This window comes from Rhodococcus sp. 14-2483-1-2 (assembly GCF_002259405.1).
Taxonomy (GTDB): domain Bacteria; phylum Actinomycetota; class Actinomycetes; order Mycobacteriales; family Mycobacteriaceae; genus Rhodococcoides.
Map to the genome: position 1 here is coordinate 250,197 of NZ_NPFW01000023.1, position 22,863 is coordinate 273,059.

Below are 22,863 nucleotides of genomic sequence, written 5' to 3' on the forward strand. Positions count from 1 at the left end.
GAGCCCTTTCCAGAAATCTATCGCATACGTCTCGGGTGTTAGTCAGGCTAGGCTAGCCTGATTCTCGTTGGTTGTGGGTTCGTGCGCCAGCGACGTGAGTACTTGGATCCATAGGTCTCGGAGCTCTCGCGCATCTGCGTCATCGAGGATGTGGGATGCGTAGGAAATGCCGCCTTGCAAAGTCCACTTGCCGTCGGTGCCACCATCAACGGCGGCGATATTGATTTCCAGCACGCTGGCCAACGGCATAGTCGGGTCGGCGAAGCCGCTGATTCCCGGTGCCTCGGGCGCGGTGCACCACACCCCGCGGCTACCGTTGCCGTCGGCACCGAACTGACCCAGATAATTGAAGACCACTTGCGGCACGGCCCCCGTGCGCAGTGCGCTTTTTGCCCGCGAGTTCAGCTCGCGCAGCACGCCGTACCCGATGCCCCGGTCCGGAATCTGACTGAGCTGTTCCTTCACGCGCAACACCACATCAGCGGCAACACGGTGATCCGTCAATGCTGACACAAAATCGATTTCTTTGGTGTTCAACGCAACTGGGTACCAGGTGGTGAACCATCCGACCGACCGGGACAGGTCACTCCCGGGAACGAAAGTCTCCTCGCGTCCATGGCCCTCGAGAGCGACCAGCAAGCTGCGCTGGGTGACATCGCGCCGAGCCCGCAAGGCACCGACAGCCACTGCCAGCGAACCCAGGAGGATCTCGTTGGGCTCTGCCGACAGGACTTGAGGCAGTCTGGTCAGCACCGCATTCGCGACATCCGGCGATATCGAAATGGGCACTGCCCCTGCAGTCCGGCGCGTATCACGCGCCGGATCGAGTTGGCTGGTGCCCAAGAGTGGATCCTCGGCAGCGGTCACCTCTGCCCAGTATCCGATTTGCTCGAGCACGTCCGGATCCGAGGCACGGACCTCGAGCGCCGCGGCCCATGCCGGCACTGTCGTGCCCGAGGTCAACAGCGTGTCCGTCGTGCGCCCGATCTCCTGGTCCCACGAATGTTGCAGATCGTCGCCCAAGATGCGCCATGACACCCCGTCGACGACCAGGTGATGAATTACCAGCAACAGCCGGCCGGTCAGTTCCGACTCGCTCGTGAACCAGGCCGCCTGCCACAACACACCATCTGATGGATCCAATTGCTGCGACAAGGTCGAGGTGGTCGAACGGACCCGCTGCAACCACTCTGCTGACGACCATTCCCACGAGACTGCCGCGGACGCAAACTGACCGGCCTCCGAGACAGCGTCCTCGGGCCGGATCTCGAATCTTGGTCGGTCCGCAGAATCCCACACAAGCTGGCCGCGTAGTGCGGGATGATGTGCGGCAACCCGATCCCAGATCCGGCGGACCTGCTGAGCATCGATATCGGGCGGGGTGACAAAGACAAATGACTGCGTATACGAGTCGAACCCTGGTTGGTCCACCCTTCCGGCGGCGATAGGCAACAGCATCGACTCCGAGACCGAGTCAGCGGTCGGAGTTGGGCTGTCACGATCCGCGGCCCGCGCCTTGTCATCAAGCACCCGGGCCAATCCTTCGATTGAACGGGCCGTGAAGACTTCCTGGCTACTCAACTGCATCCCGGCCCGTCGCGAACGAGCTACGACCTGAAACGACATGATGCTGTCTCCGCCGAGGCGGAAGAAGTCGTCATCGGCCGACAACTCGATCGCCTCGTCCAGGCGCAATACGTCACGAAAAATCTGCGCCAGCATGAGTTCGGTTTCGGTCTCCGGCTGTCGGCCACCAGCGGTGTCGCCGCGGATAGGCTCAGGTAGCGCCCGACGATCCAGTTTGCCGTTCGCCGTGACCGGGAACGTATCAAGCCGAGTGAACGTGGCCGGAATCATGTACTCCGGCACCACCGCTGCAATGTACTCACGCAGCGCGCCGAACAGATCGCTCTCCTCAACAGCGCCGGAGTCGGTCGAACTCGTGACATACGCTGCCAAATACTTGCCGCCCGCAAGGTGGTCTCTGGCAACTACCACCGCACCAGAGACCCACCGATGCCGTTCCAGAACCGACCGGATCTCATCGAGCTCGATCCGGAACCCCCGGACCTTCACCTGATCGTCGGAACGGCCCAAATACTCCAAGGCGCCACCGGCATTCCAGCGAACCAGATCCCCCGTCCGGTACAACCGGACACCACCGGCACCGAACGGGTCGGCAACAAACCGGGCCGACGTCAAACCGGGCCGGCCCACGTAGCCATCCGCCAGTTGCACCCCGCCGACATACAGCTCACCCACCACTCCCACCGGGACCGGACGCAACCACTCGTCCAGCACCCGCACCGACGAATTGATGACCGGCCGACCGATCACGATGTGCTCGATGTTCTCCAGCGGTCCGTCGATATGGTGACTGGTGATATCGATCGCCGCTTCAGTCGGGCCATACAAGTTGTACAGCCGGGCACGATCGAAGATCTCTCGCGCCCGAGTGGCGGCCGACGCCGGCAGCGCCTCACCACTGAACAACGCGACTCGAACCGAAGGGAAGGAGCCTGGTTCCGTGGCGGCGTCCAAGAATGCCTGCAGCATCGACGGAACGAAATGCACACTGGTGACCTGTCGGCGTCGGATCACCTGCACGAGGTATTCAGGATCACCGTGTGCCTTGTCGGCAGCCACAACGATCGTCGCCCCCACGATCAACGGTAGGAAGAACTCCGACACCGAAACATCGAAGGTAGCGGGCGTTTTCAGTAACACCCGATCCGCCGCCGTGTATTCCAGTTCCTCACGGGCCCACAACAATCGGTTCACCACCGCGTTATGTGACAGCTTCACCCCTTTAGGCCGTCCGGTGGTACCCGACGTGAAAATCACATACGCGGGGTCCGCCGGCGTGAGCGGACGCGACAAAACCGGCGGCTCCGATTGTCCGGAGACTAGTTGTGCACGAACTGGTTCCGTATCCAACACCACCACCCGAACGCCCTGCAAAGCCTCCCGCTGAGAGTCAGCGGTTCTCTGGTCGGTAATGACCAATACTGGGGTCGCATCTTCCACGATCGCCTGCACCCGCCCACCGGGGTAGTCGGGATCGATCGGCACGTACGCTGCCCCCGCACGCAACACTCCGGCGAGAACCACAACCAGATCCGCAGACCGCGGCAGCATCACCGCAACCCGATCGGCTACCAGCACGTCCTGATCGATCAGCAGGCCGGCTAGTCGATTGACCCGCTCGTCGAACTCGAAATACGACCATTGTGTCCCGTCCGCGTCCGCCACCACGGCAGCTGCGTCCGGTGTCGCCGCAGCTTGCAACCGCATCAAGGAATCGACGGTGGTAAACGGCACCGGGCACCGGGCACCGGACGACCACACTTCGATGTCGGCGCGATCAGCTGATGGCAGGAGCTGTAAGTCCACTACTGACGTTTCAAGTCGAGTGGAGATAACCACGAACGCATTCCGCAGCACTGTCAGGAACCGTTCGATCGTGGCTCGATCGAACAGCTCGGTCGAGAATGTGATGAGGCCAGTGAGCTTGTCGACACTGTCGAACACATAAAGGTCAAGGTCGGTCTTGACCGCACCGAGCGATACCGACCGACGCGCGGCGCTCACACCGGGGAAAGCCATCGCGTCTCGGTCGCCTGTGACGGCTCGGTGCGTAAGCATGATCTGAAAGAGAGGGTTTCGGTTGGCCGCTCGCTCGGCACCGGCCGCCGACGCGATCTGCTCGAACGGGGCCGATTGGTGGGCTAAACCGTCCAGCACAGTTCGCCGAGTGCGGTCCAATACGTCGCCGACCGTATCGTCGGGCCTGAGCCTATGACAGATCGGCAGGGTGTTGACGAAATATCCCACGAGCCCGTCGAGCCCGTCCTCGGTTCGCCCACCTACCGGGGAGCCGATGATCACATCATGGCCCGCCCCCACGGCGGATACCGCCAAGGCCACGGCCCCCTGCATGAGCATGAACATCGACACACCTCGGGCATCGACCACCCGCCGCAAACCCGCCGCCACGTCATCGTCGATCGTGAACGCGATGTCCTCGCCACGGTGAGTGGGAACGGCCGGGCGGGGCCGGTCCGAGGCGATCGTGGCTTCCTCAGGCGCTCCGGCGAGGGCTCTTTCCCAGTATTCGAGGTGCCGGGAGATGGCGGATCGCGAGTCAGCCGGGTCCCCAAGTACCTCCCGCTGCCACAGCGCATAGTCCGCGTACTGAACCCGCAACGGAGCCCACGTCGGTGCCGCACCGGCGATCCTGGCCTGATATGCAGTCGACAGATCGCCCCACAACACCGGCAGTGACCACTCATCCACCGCATGGTGATGCAACACCAACACCAACAGCCACTCCGCGTCGGCGACCCGAAGGATGTTGCAGCGGACCGGGATGTCTACCGCGAGATCGAATCCCGCATGCAAGGTCTCCTGCACTCTGGCGTCGACCGCCTGCTCACCGGCGCCGACGAGATCCTCGGCCACGAGGGCCAGTCGAGAACCGAGCTCGGTTGCCGGAACAATCACTTGGCGCAGCGGGCCGTCGTCGTTGATGATCACGGTCCGCAATGGCTCGTGCCGGACCACCACGTCACGCAGCGCAGCTGCGAGCGCCTCAAGATCGACCTCACCGGCAAGACGTACCACCGACGGCACCAGATATCGCCCACTCGGACCACCGAGCTGGTCGATCACCCAAAGCGCCTGCTGCCCAAATGAAACCGGAATCGTGTCCGGTCGCGGCACACCGCCAACCAGAGCTGGCAGGGCATCATTGTGGGTTGCGGTATCGATGATCGCGGCCAGGTCGCCGACGCTGGGGTGATCGAACACATCCCGCAGACTCAGCCCCGACCCCAGCAGCGCGTTCGCCCGCGCCGCCATTCGGGTCGCCAACAGCGAATGCCCACCCAAACGGAAGAAATCGTCTTCGGCACCGATAGATGTGACCTCGGGCAGGTTCAACACTTCAGCGAAGATGACAGCCAGAGCGCGTTCGGTCGGTGTTTCGGGGTCACGGCCTCCACCGGCATCAGCCAGCTCTGCCAGGTCTACCCTCTGCAAGGCCCGGCGGTCGAGCTTCCCGTTCGAGGTGACAGGGAACGACTCGAGCTGGATGAAGACCGCCGGGATCATGTACTCCGGTAGCCGGTCCGCTACCCAGTCCCGCAACAGCTCCGCCGTGATGGGTTCGCCAGTGTGATAGGCGGCGAGGTACTTTCCGCCCGCCGGGTGATCGAGTGCCACCACGACGGCGGTAGCCACACGAGGGTGCCGTTCGAGCGTAGCGGCGATGTCGTCGGGTTCGATCCGGAACCCGCGGATCTTGACCTGGTCGTCGGACCGACCGAGATACTCCAACTGTCCCTGAAGGTTCCAGCGCACCACGTCACCGGTGCGATACAAACGTCGACCCTCGTCACCGAACGGATCCGCCACAAACCGGGCAGCCGTCAACCCGCCCCGACCGATATACCCGTCGGCAACCTGCACACCACCTACATACAATTCGCCGGCCACACCGACAGGCACCGGACGCAACCATCCATCCAGCACCCACGTAGTCGTATTCACCACCGGAATGCCGATCGGCACTCCCGCGGCTTCGGACAAATCGACCCCGGCAAGGGGTTGGGCAGTCACTTCCACTGCCGCTTCCGTCGGCCCGTAGAGGTTGTGCAGCTCAGCATTTTCGAAGAGCACGTCGGCATCGACGGCCGCCGACACCGTCAACGCCTCACCCGAGAAGGACACTCGTCGCAGCGACTGCACCGCCGTTCGACTCGGCTCCGAGGCGAGGAATGCCTGGAGCATCGATGGCACGAAATGCGTGATCGTCACTTCGTGCCGCTCGATGACAGCGAGCAAATAGTGCGGGTCCTTGTGTCCGCCATCGCGTGCCACGACCACAGCTGCACCGGTAACCAACGGTAGGAAGAACTCCGGGACCGAGACATCGAACGTGAACGGAGTCTTCAGCAACACCCGATCCGTGGCCGTGTAACCCAGCTGGTCTCGGCCCCAGAGTAGTCGGTTCACCACTGCACGATGGGACACCGCAACGCCTTTGGGGCGTCCGGTGGTGCCGGAGGTGAAGATGACGTAGGCGATGTCGCTGGGCAACAGCGGGCGCGAGAGGGCGGGCGCGGTCGTCGCGCCGGCGTCGAGGTGCCGCTGCACCACCGAATCGTCGAGGACGAGGACACGTGCCGAGTGTTCGGTGAACTCGGAGGCATACGTGCCGATGGTGGCATGGTCGGTGACGACCACCCGTGGGGCAGCATCAGCAAGAATCTGATGGACACGCTGCGTAGGATAGTCCGGGTCGATCGGCACATACGCCGCCCCAGCTCGCAACACCGCGGCCAACGCCACCACCAGCTCGACCGAACGCGGCAACGCGACCGCCACCCGATCACCCACCCGCACACCCTGCTCGATCAACAACCGCGCCAACGCGTTGACCCGCACATCGACGTCGCGATACCTGTATTCAGGTCCACCATCAGCGACGACCGCGACCGCATCCGGAGTCTTGCTGGCCTGATCCCGCAACAACCCATCGAGGGTCGCCTCGGACACCGCACGCACCTCACCGCGCGACCACCCCTCGAGCCGCCGCCACTCCGACCCGGACAGCAGGTCGAGATCACCGATCCGGGTATCCGGACTGGCGGCGATCGCTCCTAGCACCGACGTTAAGACGGCGACGAATTGCTCGGCAGTCGGTGCATCGAACAGCTCGGTCGCGTAAGCAAGCTTCCCCGCCAGAGCATCGGCGGTGTCGAGGATGTCGAGGTCCAGATCGGTTTTGACTGCGCCCACCGCGGCAAAAGTCGGTTCGATCTTGACATTTCCGAGGTACAGGTCGTCGTTGCGAGGGCTTTCGCCGACGCGGTGCGTGAGGAGGATTTGAAAGAGCGGGTTTCGGCTGCTGGTCCGCTCAACTCCTAGAGCTCGGGCGATTTCCTCGAAGGGTGCGTTTTGGTGTTCGAATCCGGCGAGCACGGTGTTCTTGGTCGCCCTCAGTACGTCGGCGATCGAGTCACCGGCATGGAATCGGTGGCGGATCGGTAGCGTGTTCACGAAGTAGCCGACCAGGTCTTCAAGGCCGTCCTCGGTGCGTCCACCGACTGGCGAACCGATTACCACGTCCGCGCCCGCGCCCAGCGCCGAGACGGTGAGCGCGGTCGCGGCCTGGGCGACCATGAACATGCTGACCCTGTGGTCAGCGGCGACCTGCCGCAGACCGTTTACCACCTGTGAATCTATAGTGAACTTCAGATATGCGGCGTGATGGGTCGGCGGTGCCGGTCGCGTCCGGTTCGCCGTGATCGAGGACTCGTCCGGTGCGCCCGCGAGTACGTCACACCAGTACTCAAGGTGATGAGCAAGGCGCGAATTCGAGTCCGACGCCGCACCTAGTACCTCTCGTTGCCAGACCGCGTAATCCGCATACTGGATCGGCAGCGGATCCCAGCCGGGTTTCTGCCCAGCGGTCCGCGCCTGGTATGCGATCGATAGGCCACCGAGCAGCGACGGGAACGACCATTCGTCTACCGCCTGGTGATGGACCGCGATAACAAGCACCCATTCGTCGTCGCCGATGCACAGCAATGCGACGCGGATCGGGATATCGGCCGCAAGATCGAACCCATCCTGCGCCACCTCACCTACCCGCGCGTCGATGACCGCAGCATCTGCGCCAATGAAATCTTCTACAGACACAGTGAGTCGGTCAGCCGCGTCATCCGCGGGAATAATTACCTGGCGCAGCGTGCCGTCGATGTCTACAAGTAGTGTGCGCAGTGCTTCGTGACGCCTGACCACGTCTTGCACGGCGACCGTCAGAGCATCCGGATCAAGATCGCCGCGCAGCCGCAGTACCATCGGCACCACGTACCGTCCGTCCGGACCGCCCCATTGATCGAGCACCCAAAGTGCTTGTTGCCCATAGGAAACCGGCAATATTTCCGGGCGGGGAAGGTCACCCACCCGTAGCAGACCGGTAGCATCGGCCACATCGGCGGCGTCAACGATCCGGGTGAGCTCGCCGATACGGGGATGGTCGAACACATCCCGCAGCGTTAGTGCCGAACCCAGCCTCGAGTTCGCGTGCGCGACGGCCCTGGTCGCCAGCAATGAATGCCCACCTAGGCGAAAGAAGTCGTCGTTCAGGCCGAGGTCGACATCATCACCGAGGCGCAGTATTTCGCGAAACACCGACGCCAGGGTGATCTCGGTGTTGGTTTCGGGAGGCCGCCCGCCGGTGCCTGTGGCGGCTAGGTCTGGTTCGGGTAGTGCGCGCCGATCCAATTTGCCGTTGACCGTGAGTGGAAATGTGTCCATGCGGGTGAACGCGGTTGGGACCATGTACTCGGGCATGCTGCGAGCGCTGTACTCGCGCAGGGTGTCGAGCAGCATCGGGTCTTCGAGCGGCGTTGTTCCCGACGCGATCACGTAGGCGGCGAGATACTTTCCGCCCGCCGGGTGATCCACGGCGACGATTGCCGCACTCGATACCCAGGCATGCTGCTCGAGGATGGCGCGGATTTCGTTGGGTTCGATCCGGAACCCGCGGATCTTGACCTGGTCGTCGGACCGACCGAGATACTCCAACTGTCCCTGAAGGTTCCAGCGCACCACGTCACCGGTGCGATACAAACGTCGACCCTCGTCACCGAACGGATCCGCCACAAACCGGGCAGCCGTCAACCCGCCCCGACCGATATACCCGTCGGCAACCTGCACACCACCTACATACAATTCGCCGGCCACACCGACAGGCACCGGACGCAACCATCCATCCAGCACCCACGTAGTCGTATTCACCACCGGAATGCCGATCGGTGGTTGCCCGGCGTCGGTGAAGGTGCTCATGGTGGCATCACCCCCGACTTCGGTCGAACCATAGAAATTCAACAGTGTCGCTTGTGGTGCGGCTTCGTGCGATGCGTTCGCGATGCCGCGCCCGAGTGCCTCCCCGGACGAGACCCAGCATCGGACGGAGGCCAGCGCCTCCGTTGCGCCCTCGCGGCTAGCCAGTAGGTCGGCCAGGGCGGGCACGGTCAACAGGTGTGTCACACGATGGCGAGCGACCGCATCGAGCAGGTGCGCCGGATCATGCGTGGCTTCGGCGGGCACCACCACGACTCTGGCACCGACGATCAGCGGCGCAAACAGCTCCGTCACGGCATCGACAAACCCCACACCACTTTTCGACAACGCCACACTGTCTGGTTTGTGCTCGAGCACCTTATTGCCCCAGGTAAGTCTGTTGACGATTGCGGCATGGGGCACCGCAACGCCTTTGGGGCGTCCGGTGGTGCCGGAGGTGAAGATGACGTAGGCGATGTCGCTGGGCAACAGCGGGCGCGAGAGGGCGGGCGCGGTCGTCGCGCCGGCGTCGAGGTGCCGCTGCACCACCGAATCGTCGAGGACGAGGACACGTGCCGAGTGTTCGGTGAACTCGGAGGCATACGTGCCGATGGTGGCATGGTCGGTGACGACCACCCGTGGGGCAGCATCAGCAAGAATCTGATGGACACGCTGCGTAGGATAGTCCGGGTCGATCGGCACATACGCCGCCCCAGCTCGCAACACCGCGGCCAACGCCACCACCAGCTCGACCGAACGCGGCAACGCGACCGCCACCCGATCACCCACCCGCACACCCTGCTCGATCAACAACCGCGCCAACGCGTTGACCCGCACATCGACGTCGCGATACCTGTATTCAGGTCCACCATCAGCGACGACCGCGACCGCATCCGGAGTCTTGCTGGCCTGATCCCGCAACAACCCATCGAGGGTCGCCTCGGACACCGCACGCACCTCACCGCGCGACCACCCCTCGAGCCGCCGCCACTCCGACCCGGACAGTCGAGTAACCAGCAGCTCATACACGGTCCGATCAACCGATCCGTGAAGCACGTCATCGAGGAAGCTTCCGAACAGCGCACTGTGATTGGACGCATCTTCGGTGGCGGCGGCTGCAGAAATCGCTAACCGAAGGCCCCCATCGGTATTGCGATATACAGCAAGATCAAGCGCCCCAACCAGTCCAGGGCTGATCGTCTCGGAAACCGCGTCGACGGTACCGAAGTGCAGCATCTCGTCGAAGATTTTGATGTTGACCGTCGGCAACGCGAGATACGACCCTTGGCTGCCCGACCACAGCCGAGCTATTTGGTGATCTTCGACGGATACGTGACGGCGCATCTCCCTCATCTGCCGGGCGACCACCTGAACAACGTCGGCGAGTGTGTCGTACGGTCTGAGCGGAGTGACGAGCGGGAGAACACGTGCAATCGCGATCGGAGTTTTCAGTAGATGGCGACCGTCACGCATCATCAGTGGCACCCGTAAGGCGACGTAGCTACGACCAACGGCGACCGCGGTGTAAGCGCCCCAGAGCGTTATGAGGAGGTCGGTCCACGAGACTCGCGCTTCTCGCGCCATTTCTTTGAGGCGCGCGTACATTTCGTCGCTGATCGAGGTGACACTGGGCCGGTAGGAGAATGCGAATACCTCAGCAAGATCGTCTGGGCCTTGCCGTCCGACAGAATGCGGTTCGACCTCATCTGCTTTGAGCGTCTGACTCCAATACTCCAGGGCCTGCACTTTCTGCGACTGCAAGCCGAGCGCGCGGGACGCCTCGGCAAGACTGCCGAACCACCGAGCGGGGACCTGATTCTCGGCCAGCAACGCTGAATAGACTTCGGCGACTCGGCGGACAAACAGCGAGACGCTGTATCCGTCAACCAGCAGGTCGTTGGAAATGAACAGCCATGCCCAAGTCTCATTCGCCCGGCCGACAAGAGTGGAACTGGTCGAAGGCTCCGAATAGGTGGTCGGCATTTCGGATAGTCGCTGACGAGCGATCGCCCGGACCTGGTCGTCGTCATGGTTCCCGGCAACGATCGTCGTCTGGAGGGTCATCGACGTGTCGACGTATTGAAAAGGGGCACCGCCGGCGTCGCCGAAGCGAACCCGCAAAGCGTCGGTTTCGGCGAACACGATGTCGACTGCGGTAGTGAATCTGGTCGTATCTATCGGACCGTTCAGCCAGATCGCCCCACCCGTGTAGAACACGGAAGCACCTGGAGCAAGCTGCTGGGCCACCCAGGTTCCTTGCTGGCCCAGCGTCAACTCCACATAGTCACCAGTCGTCAATGACAACACGTCTCCACTCTTCGACATTCAAGTCCAGGCCTAGCCGCGCGAATATCTCTCTGTCATGGCGGTTGATCGGCAAGTGGAGAATGACGGACTCACTCTGCCCAACTGCTCCGAGAGCAGCGCCAACCGCAATGAAGCTTAGGCTAAGCTAGCTTCTCGCGCACCTGTCTCGACGCTTGCCCTTAGGGCCGAGTCCGGTTTCTACCCAGTGGCACGACCTGGGGTGTGCCGGCCACCGGATCGGGCACCACCAGACAACGCAGACCGAACACCTCTTCGACCAGCTCAACGGTCACGACCTGCGCGGGGGTGCCTTCGGCAACTACGGCCCCATCCTTCATCGCAATCAGATAGGTTCCATAGCGGGCGGCGTGGTTCAGATCGTGCAGGACGGCGACCAGGGTGTGGCCAACGTGGTGCAGATCGGTGAACAGCTCCAGCAGCTCGATCTGGTGGGTGATGTCGAGGAAGGTGGTCGGCTCGTCGAGCAACACAATGTCGGTGTCCTGTGCAAGCGCCATGGCTACCCACACCCGTTGCCGCTGCCCGCCCGAGAGCTCGTCGACCAATCGATCAGAGAGGTCGGTGACGGCGGCGTTGTCCATCGCCCTCACGACAGCCTGCTCGTCGGCCTCGGTCCACTGCCGGAGCAGTCCCTGATGCGGATAACGTCCTCGCGCGACCAGATCGGCGACCGAGATCCCGTCAGGAGCAATCGAGGTCTGCGGCAGAAGCCCGATCCGCCGTGCCACCTCCTTGGCCTTGAACGAATGAATGTCCGCCCCGTCGAGAATTACCTGTCCTTCGGACGGCTTGAGCAATCGGCACAGGGCGCGGAGCAGGGTGGATTTGCCGCAGGCATTCGGCCCGACGATCACGGTGAACGATTCATCGGGGATCGACACCGACAGCGCCTGGGAGATGATGCGTTTGTCGTATCCGATCGTTGCATTCTGGGCGTGCAATCGTCCGGGCCCCGTGATGTGCGGAGTCGTGTCGGTGGCGGGATTGGTCGCGAGGGACATGTCGGTCCTTTCGGAGACATCGGGTGGCGTATCAGGCACGGTGTCGTACCTCGCGGATGATCAGCCACACCAGATAGCCGCCACCGACGACAACTGTGACGACGCCGACGGGTAGGACGACCGGGAGCAGGTGCTGGGCGATGACATCGGCACCAGCCAGCAAGAGAGCGCCGGTGAATGCGGCAGGAATGATCGTGACCCCGGGGGTGCGGGCGAGGCGTCGGGCAATCTGCGGGGCCGCCAGCGCGATGAAGGTGATCGGCCCCGCGGCCGCCGTGACGGTCGCAGTGAGAGCTACGCCGAGCACGACAACGGCCAGTCGGACAGGTTCGGCCCGAATGCCGGTGGCCTTGGCAGCATCGTCACCGAGTCCGAGCTGGCGCATCGCCGGTGCCAAGGCCAGTAGTCCCGCCGTCAGCACGACGATGACCCCGCTGCCGATGGTGGCCTGCTCCCACGTGGTGCCGTTGAGTGAGCCGGCACCCCATGCAGCTGCGGACATGGCGACGTCGAGTTTGGCGGTGAGCATGAGCCAGGTGTTGAGGGAACCCAACACCGCGCTGAGGCCGATGCCGACGACGATGAGCCGGAAGCCCTGGACCCCGCCACGCCACGCGAGCAGATACACCGTGATTGCTGTGGCGATTCCGCCGACGAGCGCCCCGCCGGCGACCTGTAGGTAAGAACCGCCGATGAGAATGATGACCACCAGCGCGCCGGTAAAGGAACCGGCGGAGAAACCGATGATGTCCGGGCTGGCAAGCGGGTTGCGTGTCAGGGACTGGAACACCGCACCCGATGCACCCAACGCCGCCCCGAACACGGCCGCGGCGAGAATTCGCGGTAACCGCCACTCGACGACGACCGTGCGGGCGAAGCCTACGTCGGGGTCGTTGATCAGCGCACCCCATACCTGGTCCAGGGTGATCGGGTAGTTTCCTAGCGTCACCGCCCACGCCGAGACCACCACCGTGGCCGCGAGGAGAACGGCGCAGACGAGGATCGACCGAAGCTGCCACCGCACCGCGAATCGCGAGCGACGCACCACCACCGTGCGGTGGCGGAAGTTCACCCGTCGCGACGGATTTCCGACCGTGGTGTTCACAGTCCACTCGCCTTCCTTCTCCGGACGAGGATGATCAGGACCGGAGCGCCGACGAACGCGGTGACAATACCCACAGGGAACTCGCTGTCGCCTGGCCCGAGGACGCGTCCGAGAATGTCGGCAGCCACGACCAGCGACGGGGCCAGCAGAAGGGTGTAGGCAAGGATCCAGCGTTGGTCCGGGCCGACGATCCAGCGGGCGACGTGCGGGATCATGAGTCCGACGAACCCTATCGGGCCGGCGATCGCTGTCGCACCACCGGCGAGCAACGTCACCGCGAGGATGACGATGACCCGGGTGCGGATGATGTTCGCGCCCAGGGACCTGGCCAGATCGTCGCCCAGGGCGACCGCGTTCAGCGCCGAAGCTGCCACAGCCGCGAGCACGAGCCCGACGACGAGGAACGGCAGCACCGGTAGCAGCACGTCCCATCCTCGTCCGGTAACGCTGCCGGCGTTCCAGTTACGCATCTGCTCGAATGCACGAGGGCTGAGCAGCACCATCGCGGTGACCAGTCCGCTGAGGACCGCACCGAGGGCGACACCGGCGAGGACGAGCTGCACCGGATCGGCACCGCCGCGTCCGGCGGAGCCGATGATGTACACCGCCACCGTCACCACCAGAGCACCGGCGAACGCGAACCAGACATAGCCGCTGATCGAGGCGACCCCGAACACCGCGATACCGACGGACACGAAGAACGCCGACCCGGCGTTCACACCGAGAATGCCGGGGTCCGCGAGAGGATTACGAGTCAGGGCCTGGATCAGAGCACCCGACACGCCGAGGGCCACGCCGACCGCTAGTGCGACGACGGTACGGGGGATGCGCAGATCCCAGATTACGTAGGCATCGCCCTGGCCGGTTTTGTTACCGAGAGCCTCCAGCACCGTGTCCAGCGGAATGTTTTTCGATCCGACCGCGACGCTGACCAGCAGCAGAAATCCGAGTCCGAGCAAGCACGCCACGAAGCCTATGAGTCGACGGGAGTTGGTGGCGGCGACCGGGCGGCGCTCCACCGTGGCAGCGTGCGGCGCGTTGCCTCCATCCCGGGAATCCGGGATGGAGGCAACGACTTTGATCGACGTGCGCACGACTTTGTTGGCCGGTCCGTCACTGAACGGTGTTCAGTGCGGACTTCTCCAGGCCCGGCAGGATTCGCTCGAGCAGCCACGGGACAGTTGTGGGTGCAACGGCGGTCATATTGTCGAGGCCGATCAGCGGTTCGAGAATGACCATTGTTCCGCTTTTGACGGAAGGCAGGTCGGCGTACCGCGGATCGCTTTCGAGGTCTTTATGAGCGCCGCTGGCAAAGCTGGCGACAAATACGACATCGGCTGTGATTTGGTCACGGTTTTCTGCCGAGATGGGATCACCTCGGTCGGGGATCACGGGCATGTTGTCCGCGGGAATCAGTCCCAGCTCGCTGGCAAAGATACCCATCTCAGGGAGGGGATACAGACTGCCATCGAGCATGGAACCGGCGAAGAACGTCTTGCCCTGCAAACCTGCGATGCGCTCGCGAGCGGCGGAGAACTCGGCCTTCATGTCGGAAACGAGCTTCTCAGCTTGCTCACGTTTGTTGGTGACCGCACCCATGGTGGTCACTGCGTTCTCCCAATTTTCCGGGTTGTCGTCTGCGTAAACAGGAGCTATCGCCGAGAGCTGCTTCTGGAGGCCCTCATCGAGATTGCCGAAGGTCTGGAGGATGATCAGGTCTGGCTGTAGGGCACCGATAGCCTCGGCGTCGATCTCGTAAGCGGGGAAAATCTTGTCGTCGTATGCCCCGTACTGCCCCTCCAACCATGGGTAGGACTTGAGAGTGGTCTGTTCGTCCTCACCCGACCCGAATACTGCCGGCGCTTCGCCGAGTGCAGCCAGCACATCGACATAGCGCGCGTCTCCCACGACTACGATCTTCTCGGGCTTCTTGGTCAGTGTGACCTCACCGAGATCACTGTCGACAGTCACGGGATAGCCCTCTGCTGATCCGCTCTGCGCGTTGCCGGAGTCGTTGCCACCGCCGCTCCCGCAGCCGGTGAGGACAAGTGCAGCACTCAACACGGCGGCAGCCAGTGCCGCGCCTCGTCGTCTCAAAGGGGGCATTGTCATTGTTGTTCTCTTCTTTCTGCTTGGAGGGTGAAGGGGTCAGTGGAAGTTACGCACTCGTCGACGGCCGTACCTGCCCTGAAGGTGGGTATTGCTCTCTGGATCAGTGCGGGGCGTGGGCCACAGTGGCGTAGGTCGGAGCCGTGGACGGTGAAAACGATCGAGGTCTCCGAGGTCGACAGTCTCTTCGATCGGCAACACCCGGTCCCCAGAGAGCAGGTTCTCGGCTGCTCGGCATATCACATGGACGGCGGCGGCCCGTGCCTTGAGCGGGCGGATGGCGAACACCGAATCGACTGGCGACGTGAGTTCGAGGATCGACTGATCGGCCAAGGCTGACACGTCCCTCGCTGCTGCTCGTCGGGAACGGGGTTAGACAGGTCGCAGCGCAGCCAGTCGGCCTGGATGACCAGCGCGTGGATCGTGATCCGCAGTTCATCGGGAGCTGCGACGAACCCGGCGGGGCACACATCGTCGTTCATGAACTCGAAGGTCAGCACCTCCCCCACCGGCCCCCGGCGGAGTCGCAGGTCACATCCGACGGCGCACTCATCGGTGAGCCAGGCAAAAAGGGTGCCGACCCCATCAACGGACCTTCCGGGCCGCATCCGCTAAGGGAAGGCAAAGAGCGCACAGAGATCCAACGAGAGGACTTCGGCATGCTGAAAAGCCTTCCTAAGTGTTATCGAGGCAAGAAGGCCGCGCACCACCATCGGCGGAAGCACCTTCCACCTAGATTAGGCCATCCTCACCTATTAAACCACCTCTACCTTGAGTAGCACAGACTGTCGTGTAGCTACGCCGTGCAGATAGCTTCTCGGCTTACAGCCAGCGAGAGCGCGCGCAGAACGCCGCGGGATCGGCGGCGCATGTGCTGCCGAAGCCCGCCGGAGTCATGTCGGCGAATCTGGAAAGCAAGTCGGCGCGTTGCGTGACTCCGCCGTTCTTCTGAATCCACGCACTCGCAGGAACCAACGGCGCGAACGCGCCGAGTGGAATATTCGAGCTGGACGATGTCGCGCTCACCCGCGTTGTGCGGATGCCCTGGCCACCGAGGACCTTGAGTGCCTCTGCTGCGAGTCGACTCTTGCCGACGCCAGCCGAACCTGCCAACAACACACCGCGGCCCGACTGCAGGCGTGCACAGATGTCGGCGACCTCACCTGTTCGACCCACTAATGGCCACTGATCTGCGACCGGCGGAGCCACTAATTGCTCTGACATCCTAACCACTCAACTCCAACACTCCTTGCCTGTGTGCAACTTCGGCAGACTCGACCGTTCACGTCACTTTGTCGCCTGCGGTCAGGACGCGACCGACGCCGCGATGACCGCTCGCATTTCCCTGGCCCATTCTCCAGCGAGTTCCTCTGGGTCGTCTCCGCTCGATGCGTCGTAACGAAAGGTCGCCCCAAGTTGCGTAGCACCCAGCGCGCTCATTTGCTCAACCACTATCTCGCTCGCTCGGTTATACGTCGTGTAGTAACTGTCACCGAGACCGAAAACCATAAAGCGGACACCTTCCAACCGCGCAGACATCGCCAGGAGGGCGTCGAAGAACCGCACCCCGCCGCCTGCCAACTCGCCTTCGCCGTGCGTTGCGGTCACTACGACCACAGTGCCAGCTCCCGATGCGAGCAGCTGTTGCGGGCTGTAGTCGCTCATATCGTGAACATCGACCGGAGCGACCTCGCCCATGACTCTGCTGATCTCGATTGCGCATTCCTCGGCATTGCCGGTCTCGGTTCCATAAAGTACGACGACACTCATAGCTATCCATGCTTTCTCTACTAAGTTTCGGGGCTCAGGTTCGGGCGATCTCGATCATCGTGGCAATGTCAGGCACTTTTACCCGGCAACGCCCCTCCCTCTGCTGTGCCGACTCGAATTCGTCGATTCGCTTCCAACCTGCGAAATCTACTGTTTTATCGTGCAGTTCGGGAGCCAGCGCACGCAGTCCACGCCTACCCGTGCTTGTTGTCTCGTCAGCCAGATCCGCAACGATGCGCGAGCTGAGAAGTTTTGCGTCCGCCCGGTTGTGCGGTATCCCACCGGCCGAACCCCTTTCTAGCCAGCCGACGCGATACAGGCCTTCTGGATCCGATCCGGTCGAGGTGTGGCCCGACTCAGGCTGACAGTCCTGCGGGGCGAACCCGACGGCTGTCACCACACTGTCCACCTCGATCTGCCGTGCCGTGGACAGGCCATCGGTGCTTATCAAACCGAGTTGCTGTGCACCACCGGCGATCTCCAGGTTGAGAGGCTGCCATCCGAAATTGAATTCGATCCGCACTCGGGGTCGCTCCAAGGCGCTTCCGTCAGCTAAATCCCGCAAGGCCTCGGCCTTTGCCCGCACCCCTGGGTCCTGATGATCGAGCGAATCGAGAACATTTACGGTGACGGCCAAGCCGTCAATGGAAGCCAATTCTCGAATCATCACGCTGTCGAACTTCGCCGCCGATAAAGCCGAACGCCCAAAGACATGGATATGTGACGGCTTGTGTCCGAGCCTGAGCGGATCCAGGTCGCTACCGACGAACGCGGAAGCACCCTTCGACAGCAGGCGAAGCACATCAACCGCGACGTTGCCGTTGCCGATGATCGCCACCCGATCGCCGAAGTGAGGCTCGAACAGCAGTTCGTCCGGGTGAGAATTGAACCAACGCATAACCCTGCCAGCACCGTAGACCCGATCTCCCGAGACGCCTTGCACGGCACGATCGGTCGCCAGACCCGTCGCCAGTACAACGACGTCGAACAGTGTTCGCATCCTGTCGAGCGAGACGTCTTTTCCAACAGAGACATTTCCTACGAAATCGACCTCGCCGCTTCCGAACATCTTGTCGAACTGACGGGTAACTGCTTTGGTGCCCTGATGATCCGGTGAGACCCCATAGCGTAAGAGACCGTACGGAACCGGTAGGCGATCAAAAACTGCAATTGCTGCTTGCGGCAATTGCTTGCGTAACATCTGCGCAGTAAAGCAGCCGGACGGACCACTGCCCACGATCGCAATGTGCGGAGAACGACGTTTGTCTTGAGATGGACCGAGGACCTGTATGGTCGCTGGGTGGTCGAGCAAAGTGTTTCCCTCCTTGTGAACCCTTGCCGGTCGTCAGATTCCTGCCTGCACGCTCGCCGTCTTTCGGTCACTCGTTCAATCGCTTGCCCCTGGGAAATACGATCGGTACATGCAGCATTCCTGCGACCTGACCCATGAGCCACTCGCACTCCTTGTCTGGGTCCAGAGCGAAATCAGGTATGCGGTTGAGGAATTCACTAACCGCGACTCGCGCCTCGACACGGATGAGATGAGCGCCGAGACAGCGGTGGATACCGTGTCCGAGGGAGAGATGACGATTCGTGTCTCGGTCGAGAACGATGTTGTCGGCGCTAGGGAATATCGACCGATCGCGGTTGGCTACCGCAAACCACAGCATGGCGGTCTGACCCGGTTCCATGGTGACGTCTCCGACTGTAATCCGCTCGGTTACGAGACGCCCGACCATGGCGGGACCGTAGAAACGCAACAGTTCATCAACTGCGGCAGGTATCCGCTCAGGATGAGCAATCAAGCGACGTCGGAGCTCGATATCCCATGCGAGACGCCAGAACACAGAGCTCAAGAATCGAGCAGTGTTGTCGATGCCTCCCAGCAGCAAAACAGTGAAGAAACCTACAAGGTCGTCGTCGGAGAGTCTTTCTCCGTCGACCTCGGACATGACTACTCGTGACATGATGTCGCCGCCCGGGTTCCTGCGTCGCTCGTCGATCAAGTTCCGCGCGTGGGCGACCAGCTCCGCGAATATCTCGGCACCCTCTTCAGGGTTTTCGACATGGGTGATCGCCCACACCCACCGACGATAGGTGTCTCCGTCCTCGGGTGGGAGACCTAAGAGGATGGCAGTGAGTCGGGCCGGAATCTCGTCCGCCAACCAGGACGCGATGTCACCTTCCCCGAGTTCGATGCGATCGTCGATCAAGGCGTGGGTTGTCTGACGCAACTGTTCGGTGAACAGGTCGGTTGCTTCGGGTGAGAACGGCTTAGCGACCAGCTGCCTGTATTTCTTGTGGACCGGATCGTCCTGAGCGGCCATCATCAGCTCGAACTCCCCGGTCTCGTAGCGAGGAAAAGTCACGCCCTTGTTGGAGAACGCCTTTGGGTTTTGGATGATGCCCTGAACTTCTTTGTAGCCCGCGACCACCCAGTGTCCGCCGTAGGCCTCACTCCACGCGATCGGTGTTGTCTCGGCCTCGTCGCGCAGCGCCTCGAAGAACGCATGCGGGGTCCCGTCCGAACCAAGTGGAGTGTGGTAATGGTCAGCTGTAGTGAACAAACTGGTCGTGGGCTCGGCTGCGGCAGTCATTGGTCAGGTCTCCTACATGTAGACGGGTGACCACAGAGTCTGCGGTCGTGAGTCGGAATGCGGTCGGCTGCGTACGCACAACATGCCGCTCACCCACTGTGATAGCGGTCACCCAATCGTCCAAGAGTAGCTACTACTCGACTTGAAGCGCAGTCACCACCTTGCCCCAATTCGACAGCAGGGCCGAAGGTGATCATGTAACCCGTTTCCGTGGTCGTCGGATGCGACTGCGGCTGCAATTCTCAAACGGCCGATTGGTTGTTTTCGGCCGTTACTCTCTACCGAACCGACACCAGGAGCACTTAACTCATGACAGGCAGACTCGCAGGAAAAGTAGCTATCGTCAGCGGCGCCGCACAGGGCATGGGAGCGAGCCACGCACGCGCCGTCGTACGGGAAGGTGGTCAAGTCGTGATCGGTGACATCCTCGACAACCAGGGCTCGCTCCTCGCAGATGAACTGGGGGACAGTGCACGTTTCGTACACTTGGACGTCACGAGCGAAGATGACTGGGACACCGCCGTTTCCACCGCTATCTCCGAATTCGGCAAGCTCAACGTATTGGTTAACAACGCGGGAATCGTCAACTTTGGATTTCTCGACAATTACTCGCTCGACCAGTGGAACGCAATCCTTGCCGTCAACCTGACCGGACAGTTTCTCGGAATCAAGGCAGCCCGCAACGCGCTGGTCGATTCAGCACCATCGTCGATAGTCAATATCTCCTCGACTGCAGGAATCACCGGCAGCGCCGGGCAGCATGGGTACGCTGCCTCGAAGTTCGCCGTCCGGGGTTTGACGAAAACCGTTGCGGCCGAACTTGGCAGCAAGAACGTTCGAGCGAATTCGGTTCACCCCGGCACAATCAAGACCCCAATGACCGAGGGGATGGACCTGTCTTCACTTGCAGCACCGATCAGGCGCATCGGGGAGGACATCGAGGTGTCCAACCTCGTGGTCTACTTGGCATCGGACGAGTCAACGTACTCGACCGGATCGGAGTACCTGGTTGACGGTGGATTGGTCAACTGCGCCGGAGCGGTCGTCGACGAATAGCGCCCCGTGGGCCGCTCTACGACTTTGACGAGACCGGCTCAGAAGGGATCGCAGAAGCGCCGCCACCGTACACAGCAACTCGAAGCACACCAACAGTTCACGCTCACCACAGAGCGTTTGCGTCGGGCGGGAAACACGTTTGAACAACAATAGAGAGCCTCAACTGCGGGCAACCGCTGTTGAGGCTCTCTTCGTTGTGCGCCCCAGGGGGATTCGCAACCCCTAACCTCTTAGTAGTAACTCACACGGATTTGCGGACCGATATGGATCCACTTACACCATCCGGCCAGCCGTTTCCGCGATGCAAGTATCCACCGAAGTTCTGGTGGAACCACCCGAACCGAGATCAAAGTGTTGAGTGAGTGTTGAGCGAGTTCCAGGGTCGAGCGTCCTGCGAAGCTTCACGTAGTCCATCAACGTCTGCCCGGTTAGCGGGCCCGGTGCCACCTAGGCCGAGCAGTTCCAACTGGGTCGGTGCGTCGACGAGCGCGGAGGTCCGACGGCGCAGCAGGTGACTGCGCATATCGGCGCCGGTCTCGCCGTGCGAACACGATGGCCTCGGGTGCGCCCGACGTGAACGGCAGTTTTCGTGGGAGCGCAGCGACTGCTCGACGAAAAGTGTTCGGAGCCTTCGGCCGTAGCGCAGCGGAGCGAGGGGTTGAGGCGGCGGGCACGGGTGATGGATGCTCGGAGAAGCCACCTACGTCACAAAGAAATTCGATTTTTTTCGCTCTTTTGAGAGCGGAGCGGAGTTCGATTCGGTGCAGCCCGTAGGGGTGCGTGTGGCCCGCTAGAGCATGCCTGTAAGCGTGGCCGGGTGGGTGCTGGGACGCGGAACGCCACCGGAGCTGGTGCTCCACGGCGGCGCGGTGTGGGGTACGGCAATGTAAATAGTGATCCAGTCACCGCGCAGCCGTGCTCGACACGAACGGTCCGCACGGACACGGTAACCGGCCGCGAGGCCCCTCCGCATGGTGAGCTCGTGATTGTCTCGGCCCAAGCCCAACCCCCAAATGCTTGAATGGCTGTGCTAATCAGTCAACACATTCTGCATCAAGAGAAAAGGGGTTCGAATAATGGAAAAGACGAAGCTGCTGAGCCTGACTACTGTGTTCGGCGCACTTGCGATGACCGGCTGCGCCCCCTGGTCGCAATCCGAACCGACAACATCGATGGTTGTCGAGGTGGAGGTCACCAGCGACGCTGCGATGGCCGGTACGCTGCATGTCGAGGTCGACGCGAGGGAAGATCCGCAACGCGTCAGAGAGCAAGACACACCATTGCCGTACGCAGCAACGTTCGAGGTGCCTCTCGATGTGCCCTTTCCGTTGTCGGGATCGACGGTCGAAGCCACCGCATCAGAGCAGGCAAGCTGGATCGCGTGCCGTATCGTGCAAGACGGTGCCGTGGTCGCTGAGGATCGGGCGGAGGGCGCAGGCGCAATTGCAGTATGCGAGAAGAAGCTTCGGGCAGGACCGCAGTGACCGTTATCCCCTTAGACCAACTGGGTGCGCTGGTCGTCCTGGCACTGACCGACTCGTTGAGCGTCGGCACTCTCCTCGTTCCCGTCTGGCTCCTGACAGTCCCCGGACGGATTCGTGCACATCGCGTCCTGCTCTACCTGACTGCAGTGTTGACCACCTACGTCGCAATCGGTGTCGCACTGCTCGCAGGTGGACGGACCGTGTTCGATCGTGCAACAGGAATTCTCGCCACTCCAGGCTTTTCGGTCGCGCAGTTCGTAGTCGGGGTCGCGCTGTTCATCTCCAGTTTCGCCTTCGACACGAAAGCCGCTCGCGCGCGGGCTGCTGCCCGTACGCAGTCTGGAACCGGCCGTCTACCGCGCTGGCGTGATCGCGCGATGGCAGATCAGCATTCCACCGGCGTAATCGCTAGCCACACTACGACTTGGATCGCAAGTTTCGTTGCACTTGTTGCCTATTGCGTCGTCATGGTTGTTCCGGCGGTCGTCCTCACCGTTGCCCGTGTGACTGCCAAGGGATTGGTCGAAGCTCCGTTACGCCGACTGTAAGGTCGGCTTACC

At 62.2% G+C, this 22,863-nt stretch carries 12 protein-coding genes; 3 read left to right on the top strand and 9 right to left on the bottom strand.

The genetic code is table 11. The annotated features are described in order from the left end of the window. Positions 1 to 42 precede the first annotated feature (42 nt). The 9 genes from CH295_RS26440 to CH295_RS26485 form a co-directional block, all read right to left on the bottom strand. Positions 43 to 11,178 carry a non-ribosomal peptide synthetase gene (locus CH295_RS26440; protein ID WP_094742416.1) on the bottom strand — a complete coding sequence of 3,712 codons (11,136 nt, stop codon included), beginning with the start codon at positions 11,176 to 11,178 and terminating at the stop codon, positions 43 to 45. 161 nt (positions 11,179 to 11,339) lie between these two features. After that, positions 11,340 to 12,182 carry an ABC transporter ATP-binding protein gene (locus CH295_RS26445; RefSeq protein ID WP_094742417.1) on the bottom strand — a complete coding sequence of 281 codons (843 nt, stop codon included), beginning with the start codon at positions 12,180 to 12,182 and terminating at the stop codon, positions 11,340 to 11,342. 31 nt (positions 12,183 to 12,213) lie between these two features. Continuing rightward, positions 12,214 to 13,287, bottom strand: coding sequence for a FecCD family ABC transporter permease (locus CH295_RS26450; RefSeq protein WP_212556220.1), 1,074 nt, complete (start codon positions 13,285 to 13,287; stop codon positions 12,214 to 12,216). Further along, positions 13,284 to 14,306 (bottom strand): FecCD family ABC transporter permease, encoded by a 1,023-nt coding sequence (locus CH295_RS26455; protein ID WP_094742569.1) that lies wholly within the window; start codon positions 14,304 to 14,306, stop codon positions 13,284 to 13,286. The genes CH295_RS26450 and CH295_RS26455 overlap by 4 nt, the downstream gene beginning before the upstream one ends. A 94-nt stretch (positions 14,307 to 14,400) precedes the next feature. Continuing rightward, on the bottom strand, positions 14,401 to 15,258 hold the full coding sequence (locus tag CH295_RS26460; RefSeq protein WP_170946097.1) for an ABC transporter substrate-binding protein: 858 nt from the start codon (positions 15,256 to 15,258) through the stop codon (positions 14,401 to 14,403). 960 nt (positions 15,259 to 16,218) lie between these two features. After that, complete coding sequence (locus CH295_RS26470; RefSeq protein ID WP_094742420.1) at positions 16,219 to 16,620, bottom strand: AAA family ATPase; 402 nt, start codon at positions 16,618 to 16,620, stop codon at positions 16,219 to 16,221. Positions 16,621 to 16,701: 81 nt separating this feature from the next. Continuing rightward, positions 16,702 to 17,166 (bottom strand): flavodoxin domain-containing protein, encoded by a 465-nt coding sequence (locus CH295_RS26475; RefSeq protein WP_094742421.1) that lies wholly within the window; start codon positions 17,164 to 17,166, stop codon positions 16,702 to 16,704. A gap of 34 nt (positions 17,167 to 17,200) precedes the next feature. Continuing rightward, positions 17,201 to 18,403 carry a ferredoxin--NADP reductase domain-containing protein gene (locus CH295_RS26480; RefSeq protein WP_170946098.1) on the bottom strand — a complete coding sequence of 401 codons (1,203 nt, stop codon included), beginning with the start codon at positions 18,401 to 18,403 and terminating at the stop codon, positions 17,201 to 17,203. A gap of 142 nt (positions 18,404 to 18,545) precedes the next feature. After that, positions 18,546 to 19,763 (bottom strand): cytochrome P450, encoded by a 1,218-nt coding sequence (locus CH295_RS26485; protein WP_094742423.1) that lies wholly within the window; start codon positions 19,761 to 19,763, stop codon positions 18,546 to 18,548. Between the two features lie 309 nt (positions 19,764 to 20,072). Here CH295_RS26485 and CH295_RS26490 point away from each other — a divergent pair, with 309 nt between their 5' ends. The 3 genes from CH295_RS26490 to CH295_RS26500 all read left to right on the top strand — a co-directional run bounded on the left by CH295_RS26490 (position 20,073) and on the right by CH295_RS26500 (position 22,851). Further along, a complete protein-coding gene (locus tag CH295_RS26490) occupies positions 20,073 to 20,819 on the top strand; it encodes an SDR family oxidoreductase (protein WP_094742424.1) in 747 nt (248 codons plus the stop codon). Positions 20,820 to 21,895: 1,076 nt separating this feature from the next. Continuing rightward, a complete protein-coding gene (locus CH295_RS26495; protein ID WP_094742425.1) occupies positions 21,896 to 22,303 on the top strand; it encodes a hypothetical protein in 408 nt (135 codons plus the stop codon). Next, the gene (locus CH295_RS26500) at positions 22,300 to 22,851 is read left to right on the top strand and encodes a hypothetical protein (protein WP_094742426.1); all 552 of its coding nucleotides are present in this window, start codon (positions 22,300 to 22,302) and stop codon (positions 22,849 to 22,851) included. Before CH295_RS26495 ends, CH295_RS26500 begins: the two co-directional genes overlap by 4 nt. The last annotated feature ends 12 nt before the right edge of the window (positions 22,852 to 22,863 follow it).

Excerpts from the sequence above, each read along its gene's own strand:
- CH295_RS26490 (WP_094742424.1), top strand. The coding sequence starts at position 20,073 with ATGACAGGCAGACTCGCAGGAAAAGTAGCTATCGTCAGCGGCGCCGCA.
- CH295_RS26445 (WP_094742417.1), bottom strand. The coding sequence starts at position 12,182 with ATGTCCCTCGCGACCAATCCCGCCACCGACACGACTCCGCACATCACG.
- CH295_RS26475 (WP_094742421.1), bottom strand. The coding sequence starts at position 17,166 with ATGAGTGTCGTCGTACTTTATGGAACCGAGACCGGCAATGCCGAGGAA.
- CH295_RS26495 (WP_094742425.1), top strand. The coding sequence starts at position 21,896 with ATGGAAAAGACGAAGCTGCTGAGCCTGACTACTGTGTTCGGCGCACTT.
- CH295_RS26440 (WP_094742416.1), bottom strand. The coding sequence starts at position 11,178 with ATGTCGAAGAGTGGAGACGTGTTGTCATTGACGACTGGTGACTATGTG.
- CH295_RS26485 (WP_094742423.1), bottom strand. The coding sequence starts at position 19,763 with ATGACTGCCGCAGCCGAGCCCACGACCAGTTTGTTCACTACAGCTGAC.
- CH295_RS26470 (WP_094742420.1), bottom strand. The coding sequence starts at position 16,620 with ATGTCAGAGCAATTAGTGGCTCCGCCGGTCGCAGATCAGTGGCCATTA.